General features: G+C 64.5%; 8 protein-coding genes. 2 read left to right on the plus strand and 6 right to left on the minus strand.

Annotation, left to right across the window (positions count from 1 at the left end; genetic code table 11):
• Window positions 1–130: 130 nt before the first annotated feature.
• The 3 genes from ACZ7M3_RS52300 to ACZ7M3_RS52310 all read right to left on the minus strand — a co-directional run bounded on the left by ACZ7M3_RS52300 (window position 131) and on the right by ACZ7M3_RS52310 (window position 2,376).
• Window positions 131–1,126: an acyl-CoA desaturase gene (locus ACZ7M3_RS52300; RefSeq protein WP_472073834.1), complete on the minus strand. Its 996-nt coding sequence runs from the start codon at window positions 1,124–1,126 to the stop codon at window positions 131–133.
• A gap of 754 nt (window positions 1,127–1,880) precedes the next feature.
• Window positions 1,881–2,099: a hypothetical protein gene (locus ACZ7M3_RS52305; protein WP_472073836.1), complete on the minus strand. Its 219-nt coding sequence runs from the start codon at window positions 2,097–2,099 to the stop codon at window positions 1,881–1,883.
• A 10-nt stretch (window positions 2,100–2,109) separates the two neighbouring features.
• Window positions 2,110–2,376 carry a hypothetical protein gene (locus ACZ7M3_RS52310; RefSeq protein ID WP_472073838.1) on the minus strand — a complete coding sequence of 89 codons (267 nt, stop codon included), beginning with the start codon at window positions 2,374–2,376 and terminating at the stop codon, window positions 2,110–2,112.
• A gap of 2,475 nt (window positions 2,377–4,851) precedes the next feature.
• Between ACZ7M3_RS52310 and ACZ7M3_RS52315 the strand changes: the two genes are divergently transcribed.
• Complete coding sequence (locus ACZ7M3_RS52315) at window positions 4,852–5,073, plus strand: hypothetical protein (protein WP_355704387.1); 222 nt, start codon at window positions 4,852–4,854, stop codon at window positions 5,071–5,073.
• A 215-nt stretch (window positions 5,074–5,288) separates the two neighbouring features.
• Window positions 5,289–5,597 carry a DUF7677 family protein gene (locus ACZ7M3_RS52320; protein WP_360485903.1) on the plus strand — a complete coding sequence of 103 codons (309 nt, stop codon included), beginning with the start codon at window positions 5,289–5,291 and terminating at the stop codon, window positions 5,595–5,597.
• A 359-nt stretch (window positions 5,598–5,956) separates the two neighbouring features.
• On the opposite strand, the gene ACZ7M3_RS52325 is transcribed toward ACZ7M3_RS52320, so the two are convergent.
• The 3 genes from ACZ7M3_RS52325 to ACZ7M3_RS52335 form a co-directional block, all read right to left on the minus strand.
• Window positions 5,957–6,475 (minus strand): YfbM family protein, encoded by a 519-nt coding sequence (locus tag ACZ7M3_RS52325; RefSeq protein ID WP_472073840.1) that lies wholly within the window; start codon window positions 6,473–6,475, stop codon window positions 5,957–5,959.
• Between the two features lie 431 nt (window positions 6,476–6,906).
• Window positions 6,907–7,374, minus strand: coding sequence for a DUF4240 domain-containing protein (locus ACZ7M3_RS52330; protein WP_472073844.1), 468 nt, complete (start codon window positions 7,372–7,374; stop codon window positions 6,907–6,909).
• A 319-nt stretch (window positions 7,375–7,693) separates the two neighbouring features.
• Window positions 7,694–8,566 (minus strand): hypothetical protein, encoded by an 873-nt coding sequence (locus ACZ7M3_RS52335; RefSeq protein ID WP_472073842.1) that lies wholly within the window; start codon window positions 8,564–8,566, stop codon window positions 7,694–7,696.
• Window positions 8,567–9,227: the final 661 nt, after the last annotated feature.

Genomic DNA, 9,227 nt, shown 5'->3' on the forward strand with positions numbered 1-9,227 from the left:
CGCATCAGCGTGCTGTTCGCGATGCTCCGCGACGGCACCTTCTATGAACCCAGAACCCCACGCCTCGCTTGACGAAAGACATAGAGGCACCCCCCGGCGGTTCCCGCGGCGACGCGTTGTCCGAGCGTCGTCAGCCCGCGGACCCGTGCGAGGCACCCGGGTTGGGCAGCAGTCGAGCACTGAGACGGTCCGAGCTCGGCCAACGCACGTCGTGAGCCCAGCGAAGCTTCTCGAACACCCAGATAAGGCGGGCCGCTGGGTCGAACTGGCCCGGTAGCACGCCGTGGCGCGCGCCCGTGGGATCAGCGTGATGTGAGTTGTGCCAGCTCTCACCGAAGGACAGCAGTGCAAGTGGCCAGAAGTTGGTGGCCTTGTCCCGGCTGATGAAGGGGCGCCTGCCCGCGACGTGGCAGATCGAGTTCACCGACCAGGTGACATGGTGCAGCAGCGCCATCCGGATCACGCCGGCCCAGAAGAACCCGGTCAGCGCACCCGTCCAGGTGTCGGTGACGAACCCGCCGACCAACGCCGGGGCCAGGAGCGAGACGGCGGTCAGTGGTCCGAAGAGTTGACCGATGAGCCGCAGATCGGGATCGGCGGCGATGTCGGGAGCGAACCTGGCCCGGTTGCTCAGTTCACGCTTCAGCATCCACCCGACGTGCGCGTGGAGAAGTCCCTTGAGCAGCGCGCGTGTGTCGGTGCCATAGCGCCAGGGCGAGTGCGGGTCACCCTCGCGGTCGGCGAAGGCGTGGTGGCGCCGGTGGTTCGCCACCCACTGGACCGGCGAGCCCTCGACCCCCAGCGAACCCGCGACGGCCAGGGCGATCCGCAGGCCTCGCCGTGCCTTGAACGAGCGGTGCGTGAAGAGACGGTGATAGCCGACCGTGAGGCCGGCCAGGGAAACGAGGTAGGAAACCACGGCCATGCCGAGGTCCAACGCGGACAGGCCCCATCCCCACGCGAACGGCACCACGGCGATCAGGGAGATCGGCGGGGCGACGACGAAGATCCACATCACGACCCCCGCCGCGGCCGTCTGGGGGGCGTCGAGCAGCGGCCTGACCCCGGCATCGGCTTGATGTTCGGCGGCGGTGTGTTCGGTACGGTCGACGTCACTCGTGTTCATCGGTTCCTCACCATCGCTCAGCCCTTTCGGAGCCGGTGCCGGACCGACCTGGATCACGCGCCCCTGTGCTTTCGAGCGCGTTCAGCGGTCCGTGGCTCACGATCGCACTGAGCGGCATCCGCGCAGGTCGTCGCCGATGTCCAGGGCATGAACGTCGCGGAACTGGATCTCCGCGGGCTTCTGGCAGGTGTCTTGGCCTCGTAGGGGGTGGGACAGATGGGGCCGGCGGCGCCAGTGTCGCCCTCTCGTGCAATTCTCAACGCCCTTACGGCCGGTCAGTAAGTCGACCAGCGGCGGCCGGCCTCGGCGATGGCGGCGGCAGTCAGGCGGCCCGCAGGCACGTGCGCCGCTCGCCTGGACCGTTCGCCGGTTGAGACGCCGGCGAGGACCGGGCGCAGCGGGAACGCCTCGGTGGGGATGCGGCCGCAGTTGCTGGTCGGCTGATGGTGCACAGTTTTGCCTTCGCTGGCCCGGTCCAGGAGATCGTCCGCCGCTGGACCGGCATGCCCGCTCACCCGGAGAACCGCCTGGAGATCGCCTGGCCGACAGAGGAAGCGACGCCCCCGGCCCCTCTCGCGGCCACGTGGGAGCCGTCCGCCTGCCGTACAGCAGTGAAGTACAGCAACCCCAGCAACCGACCATGTCCGGCAGTGACTCCCGTGGCCCTCAGCGCGACCTATATGAACTTCACTGACTGATCTCCGTAGATCTACGGATTAGAAGGTGATGGCCTCGGCGTGACACGCCGAGGCCATCACGTCTCTGTGCCCCAGTGCTCAGGCCCTACTCCGCGCCAGTCGATCCACGGCGCCCCTGCCACGTCCGCCGGGTCGATCTCCAGCCCGGCCCGGCGCAGGAACTCCGCGACGTCGACCACGCTGTGGGCCAGGCCGAGGATCTCGCCGTCCACGCGTACACGTCGGCCACCCGTGGGCGACGGTGGATGCACGATCACGCGAATCGGTCCGGACATGCCTTCAGGATCATCCGGGACATGCGGCCCCGCATTCCAGTGCGTCATCGATGCAGCGCTCACTCACGTCCCCGTCCGAGCGTCCCAGAACATGCAGTTCCCGCCACGCCGCAGGGCTCGGGCGCCGTTGCTGCCAGTAGGGATGGAAGAACAGCTGAGCCGACAGCCGGTACAGACGCCGGCGCAACTCGGTACGGCCGGGCCACTCGGCAAGCTGCCGGTAGGTGGCACTCCACTCCTGCTGCGCCTGGGCAAGATCGTCGGGTAACGGTCGCATGACCGAATTCAAGCATGTGTTCGATTTTCCAGGCCAGCAAAGAGGCCGTGCTCGGTGGTGGAGGACAGGCCTGGGCACACCTTGGGCGGTACGGCTCGCCCCAATGCCGAAGCCGAGACCGCGGTTGCGAGTTACCTCTGAGCGCTCACCTGGGCAGGAACAAGCGCCTGGCCGGTCGCCACCGTCTCAGTTTCCGTCTCATTCACCGCCGTTCGCGGACGTTCAGATGAGGCCAGAGGCCCACTCCCGCACACCGACCATCCGCCCATGAACCCAGGTGAACGCACCCGCACGCGCCCCAACACCCCACCAACACAGTGGGAAAGCGTGTTGGGCGGGGGATGAGGGGGGTGGGGTCTGCGGCCTGCAACATAGTCCCGAGGTGGCTCCCGGGGACCTTTGTGCCCACCCCCCTTGACCGCGGACCTCGAAGGTTCTCTGACCGGTCTCACTCCACCGGGCAAGCTAGCACCGGTCACTGACAACGGCCTGGCAGTAGGGAACTGCGGTACAGCAGCGAGGTACAGCAGGCTCAGCAACCGGCAGCGTCCAACGGCGGCCCTCATGGGCCTCCCAGTGACCTCTATGACCTCCGATGAACGATCTCTCTAGAGCTATGGATCAGATGCTGCTCTGCTACAGCCACCAGGACGCGGCATCGGTGAGTGTCCAACTGCGTGACAACCCCAGCGGACGACGGCGGACGGGCGCGGACGCCTGCGGACAATCAGCGCAGGTGAGAGGTGCAGCAGCCCAAGGCAGAGCGTTTGCCCAAGTTGCTTCGGGACGAAGAGATCTTGGGTTCAAATCCCCGGTAGAGAAGTGACGGATCAGAGGGTCCGTGCCGAATCGGTGAGGACCCTCTGGCCTTGCTTCCGTCAACCACGGTCCGTAAGGACGTGGGAGACTCGCCGGTGGGTAACAGGGCCGCCAGCGAGGTCTACCGGGGGATGACCATGTCAACGTCGTTTGCGGGCATGCTTCTGCCCCTGATTGCCATGGGGGGTGCGATCTGGCTTGCTTGTGCTGTTCTCGGCCTCCACGCCCTGCTCCTCGGACGTATGCCAGGCCGATGGCTACAGCGCCATGTTCGGCAGCCGAGACCCTGGGGAGCGGGTGCCCTGTTCGTTGCGTGGAGCGGGTTCGAGCATCCGTCGTTTCTCGTGGTCGGAATCGGCCTCATCGCCTTGGGGCACGTAGTGAAGCCAGCCTCATGATCGACCGTTAGCTCTTAACGTGTCCGTGTCTTGAGCGACGCGGCGGACGATACCGAAGGCCGAAGCGGCTGTCGGCACGTGCCGTAGCCGTGCCACATCGTGCGGTCAATCACGGTCAACGACGGTTCGCTGCAGTCGAGATGCACCGCTGAGCTGGGCCCTCGCCGAACCCAGGGTGACCTGCGCGCCTTCGCTGCCTCGCACAGCCGCCCTTACAAGGCGGATGTCGGCGGTTCGAAACCGTCCGCGCCCACCAGTCTCAGGACACGAGAAGGGCCCAGATCAGCGGGTGGGTACCCGGGGATCTGGGCCTTGATCTTTGGTGGCGAGCCGGGGCCGCCGTGGCATTTACGTGCCAGAGAGGTCATGCCGGGGCCACTCTGGCCTCTTGAGCCGGCCGTCGGTGATTCGGTGGTCGCGGCCGTTGACGGGGCGCTGATGGATCAGCTCCGCGCGGGTCGCGCGCGATCACTCATGCGATCGCGAGAGACTCGTCAGTTCGGCGATGCGCCGATGCGGGACGCCGCCACTGCTTCGAGGACGAGAGGCCGCGGCAGGGCGTCCAAGCGCTCCAACTCGGCGGCGACGCGTGCGCGTTCCACGCCGGGTTCCAGAAGGATCCGCCGGCGCGGTAGAACTTTCCCTACTTCATCAAGCCCCGGCTGCGCTCCGCTCCGCCGGGCGCGCTTCCCGGCTCCGCTCCGCGCGACGCTCCTGCCTTCGGCCCGCTCCGCGCGGGCTGCGCCGACGCGCGCCCACTGGCGGGTAGGGCCGGTGGCCATGAGTCGATCACTGTACGGGGGCGGTCAGAACAGTGCCTCCGGCGGGGGATCGGCCGGCACCGGGATGGAGGGGGCGCCGTTCCCGACTGCGGGCCCGTTGTGGCGGACGCTGGGGCCTCCCATCCCGACCACCGTCGACCCAGGCAGAGCCGAGCAGACGCGGCCCCTGGCGTCCAGGTCGTTCGTACAGTGGCGCGCTCCACCTGGACGCCAGGAACCACGCACGCTCCACGGTGTGTGGGTCGACGGCGGACGGGATGGGAGCTGGGGTGAGTGGTGGGTGATGAAGGCAGTCACGGTTTCGGCCGACCTCGCCACAGGCCGAACCAGTTGCTGGTTGACGTGCTGCCATCCCTCGTGAGGGAATCACTCGCACGTTCGGATCTTGGAGGGGGCAATACCCGATGCACAGATACGTGGCAGCGCAACTATCTTCACCTGAGACGTACTTCCAGACAGCAGCTTTCTGTCTTGTCGTGGCAGTGACGCTCATTGCGGTTGGTCGTCATCAGCGCCGAACAGGGCGCAGCATCATCAACCCGGACGGGCCTGTACGTGTGGCCAATGCCTTGCTCCCCGAAGCGCCGCCCCGCAAGAGCAAGCGGGTGACGGGCCGGATCTACCTCTTCTTTGGTTGGTTCCTAGTCCTGGGCGTGGTTATCAACCTGATCAACGGCATCAGGGCAGCGCGCAGCTAGCCAGTACTGCGGCTCAGGCTGCGAGCGTGAACCACGTCGAGGGAACTGTTGATGTCTGACATCAACGACTGACACCAACAGCGACGAACGGGGCCGGACCATGGCGGTTCCCAGCGACCATTGCACCGCCCAAGCCAAGGCGTTCTCTAGGGCCACAGTCGTCCAGGGATCGACCTGATGAGGATGAGGCTCCAAGCCCAACAGATGATGTCCTCGTGGATCACCTTCCCGTAGACGTACGCGCAGCACTGCGCTTCTTCGCCTTCTACATCGCGAATGGCACTCTCGACGTGGATCTCTTGGAGGGGATCGACTACCGGCCTCAGCTCATGGCGTTCGGCTCTCCGTTGGAGCAAGTCTTTGCGATCTTCGCCAACGTCCTTCAGGTGGACGAAAACGGGGAAGTCCTGAACGAAGGGGACGCCCAGTACCGTGCCGCGCAATGGGTCCGCTCGTACTGCGATCCGAGCTACCTAGTGGAGCCACCGTTCGAGCGTTGGGAGACCGAGCTGCACGGGCCGTGACGGCAGTACCGCAGCGAAGTACCGCAACCACAGCACCCGATCACGACCGGTCTCGACTTTCCGAGGCGCGGAAGCAACCGTAATGGCCGTAGATGACCGCTCCGCTTTGAGCTACGGATCAGAAGGTTTCCGTGCCCCGTCCGTGCCCGATCGGGCGGGGAACCACGGGGTACCACGGTGCCGAGCAGTCACCTCGCATCACAACGGCCCCCGGCCATTGCAACTCGTCAGGGTCCGTTCACGTGCGCGGTGGGTGTGGGATTTGAACCCACGGTGGCTTTCGCCACGACGGTTTCAAGATCGCGGACCTGTTTGACTCAGTCCACGCCGTCCTCGTGGTCGCCGACAGGCAGCGGCGATCAGTCGAGCCACACGAGCATGTTGTTATCCGCCGCCGCGGCAGCCTCGAAGAACTGCGTCAGGCCGTCGTACCAGTGACGCCCCCACTCAAGCGCTCCAGACTCATCCCATCCGAGGGGATACGCCCCGGCCAGGGGATACACATCAGCCTTGGTCAGGTCGGCCGGATGCACGCCGCCTACGAGCTGGTCATACGTGGTGGCACGCAGCGCCCGCGCTGCAAGACGCACCCGCTCCGAGCGCAGGTATCTCGGTGGCCCGTAACCCCAGTCCTCATCCTCGGCAAACGGCTCCTCACCATGGATGACGTCCACCGGGAAGTCGGCACGCGTCAAGAGGAAGCCCAGCATGTCCCAGGTCTTGGACGTGCTGAAATGACGCGCTTCGGTCGGCGCAGGCTCTGACTCCTCCTCGGTGTCCTGGACCTCTTCGGCGAAATCCAGCGCCCAGTCAGGGTCCTGAATCGCCCGGTCGAGCTCAGCAGCCGTAACGCGCAGGTACTCACCGATCATGCTCATGGCCGGAGACTAGACGAGGCCTCTGACAGCGGTGGGCGAGCAGACCGTCTCAGTTTCCGTCTCATTCAGCCCCGTTCAGCGGGGTTCATCTGAGCCGCCGTGCCGGTTCCAACCTGGTCGCGAGCCGCCCACGAACCCAGGTGAACGCCCCTGCACACACCCACCACCCCACCACCACAGTTGGAAAGCGTGGTGGGATCTCAAGCGGTGCCGGCCGCTTGCCACGCGGGGGATGAGGGGGGTGGGGTCTGCGGCCTGCAACATAGTCCCGAGGTGGCTCCCGGGGACCTTTGTGCCCACCCCCCTTGACCGCGGACCTCGAAGGTTCTCTGACCGGTCTCACTCCACTAGGCAAACTAGCAAGCAGCACTGACAACGACCCGGCAGCAGGAGGGCCGACCTACGAGGTCCCTATCAAGCGGTAGTCCACCTCAGCTCCCCAGGTTCGGCCATCCATCCCTGTTGGAGTAGCTCTCGAAGCAGTACCGGGTCGAGCGGTCCCACTCCTTCCCGGTAGCGAGTTCGTATGCCCGATCCGGCACATACAACAGCCACTCCCCGTCACACTCGGTGGAGGTGAACGGGGCGAACTTGTCGACGTCGAAGAAGACGCCTTCCCATACGGCTTGTCCTGCGGCGACGACAGCGCCACGGGCGTACAGGAACCCGTCGCCAGACTGCGGGAAGGGCCTGCCGTCCCGGCCCGTCAGGTCGGCAACGGGAAGCATCCCGAACCTCTCTTGGTCCAAGCGGTAGAGAGCCTCAACATGGCGTTCCGCGAAGCCGATGATGTCGTGGACGGAACGGCGGCTCAGCTCCTCGGCCAGGCACTGACAACTCGCCTGCGTGGCTCTGCCGTTCAGGGTGGCTATCAGCGCCCAGAAGGCGGCCCATGTCATTCTCACTGGCGCAGGATGCCAGAGCCGTCTGACATCCACGACTGACATCAACGAGGCCGGACGACGGCATACGGCAGCACCCCCGCACGACCGTCGGACCAGCCGCCGACGACCCCAGGGGCGGGTGTGGATCGAACTCCTAAATCGGGTGTCGCAGGTTCGAATCCTGCCGGGGGCACCCAGTAAAAAGGCCCCGGACCGATCACAGTCCGGGGCCTCTGACATCTACCTCTCACACCAAACAGCGCGGACGACACCGTATCGAGGCTGATCTCAGCCACCAGATGAGGCCGCCCCCCAACTCTTTTCTCTGCCGAGCCTACTCAGAAGCGGGCCCCGAAGTTCGTGAGGTTGGCGACACATACTCCAATATTCCCCAGAGGCTTTCAAACCATTCAGAGTAGTGCTCGAAAATCTTACGAATACTTTTCGATCTCGAGCGACGCCCCCAGCCTAATAGATATAAGCCACCACCGGCCGGACGAAACGCATAAGGATCCAACATCCGCAACTGCCCTCCACCATGGAAGACTTCCACGTCATCGATGCCATATAGGCCAAGTAGTGCAATTTCATCGTTGATTACAAAGAGTTTGAACGCCGGGCCCACAGGAGACTCGCGCACCTCACACTGTATTCTCAGCTGCGGATTCGTTTGCTGTGCGCGGTCAATCAACTGCCGCAGCCATCGCACATTCCCCTCTTTTATCCCCCTCGCCCTCTCTCGCACGACTGGAGAATCCTCAAAGCGCTGGGACTGTGCCGGTGAGCCATTCGTGTTTGTTCCCGGGACCAAGCGACTCGGAAGATTCATTGGCGCATCCAAATGAGCCACTGCCACCCGGATCCTAAGAAATCGGTTCTTGGCTCTATTTTCTCCGAGGCTCGTCAGGGCTGGCCGTAGGGCCATTAGAAGCGTTTCCATGGTGAAGCCCGAGAAATCGATTCGCACTTCTTTCGACTCGAAGGCATGCTGTATATAGTCTCGCAATTCCTCCACTTCTGATAGGAGATATACTCCGTCATCGTCAAGGATAGCTCCCGAGTCACTCACGGCATCAAAAATTATGAGGGCAACAAGCGCAACGAAAGAACCCCCAAGGAAATTACTTCGTTTCAGAAAATCTCCTAAAGGGTCTACTATCTCTGCTGCAGCTCCCAAAGCAGCCGCGGCAGCGAGGGAAGATTTCACGAGGGCTGGCTTTACCCTGGTGAGAACACGCCTGAATTCTACGAGCAGTGTTCGATCTCTACCTGAACCTGGCCTGGGCGCAGACATCACCATGGCCCCCGCTATTTCAGCTGATGATTGGCTCCAGTGCGTGCCTTGGCCCTGGCAGTTTCGCAGCATTGGGCACTCCTCGCTAGAGGGCATCGCCCCGACGCCCAGTCGGCGGTGAGTAGGGAGCGCAGGTGTGAGGCACCGAGCGCCGCCCGTGCGCAGAGCGCTGTGGTACCGCAGCGAAGTACAGCAACCACCACGACCCCAGCCGACCGCCGATGGCCCCCAACGGCCAACTGGCCAGCTCACGAGATCTCAATGACCACCCAACCGAGAGTTCGGGACTAAGAGGCCACATGCCACAGCCGTGCCAGATGGGGCGGTCAACCACGGTCAACAGCGGTTCGCCTCAGCGGAGATGTGTCGGTGACCTGCGGACCCTCCAAAGCCGGAGTGACCTGCGCGCCAGGGCCGTCCCTCACACCCGCCCTTACAAAGCCGCGGTGTTCGGTCTGCTCCTGGGGCCAGTGTGGTCAGCCAGTAGCCTGCGGCAATCAGCCCACCGACCTTGGAGGCTCCGTGGTCCATGCTGCTCTCACCGAACCGGATCGGCTGTGGTCGGCGCAGGAGG

The organism is Streptomyces sp. NPDC111656, from assembly GCF_055656965.1.

What these genes read in the sequence shown, in the direction of transcription:
- ACZ7M3_RS52300 (WP_472073834.1), bottom strand. Translation starts at nt 1,126, where the DNA reads ATGAACACGAGTGACGTCGACCGTACCGAACACACCGCCGCCGAACAT.
- ACZ7M3_RS52305 (WP_472073836.1), bottom strand. Translation starts at nt 2,099, where the DNA reads ATGTCCGGACCGATTCGCGTGATCGTGCATCCACCGTCGCCCACGGGT.
- ACZ7M3_RS52310 (WP_472073838.1), bottom strand. Translation starts at nt 2,376, where the DNA reads ATGCGACCGTTACCCGACGATCTTGCCCAGGCGCAGCAGGAGTGGAGT.
- ACZ7M3_RS52325 (WP_472073840.1), bottom strand. Translation starts at nt 6,475, where the DNA reads ATGAGCATGATCGGTGAGTACCTGCGCGTTACGGCTGCTGAGCTCGAC.
- ACZ7M3_RS52330 (WP_472073844.1), bottom strand. Translation starts at nt 7,374, where the DNA reads ATGACATGGGCCGCCTTCTGGGCGCTGATAGCCACCCTGAACGGCAGA.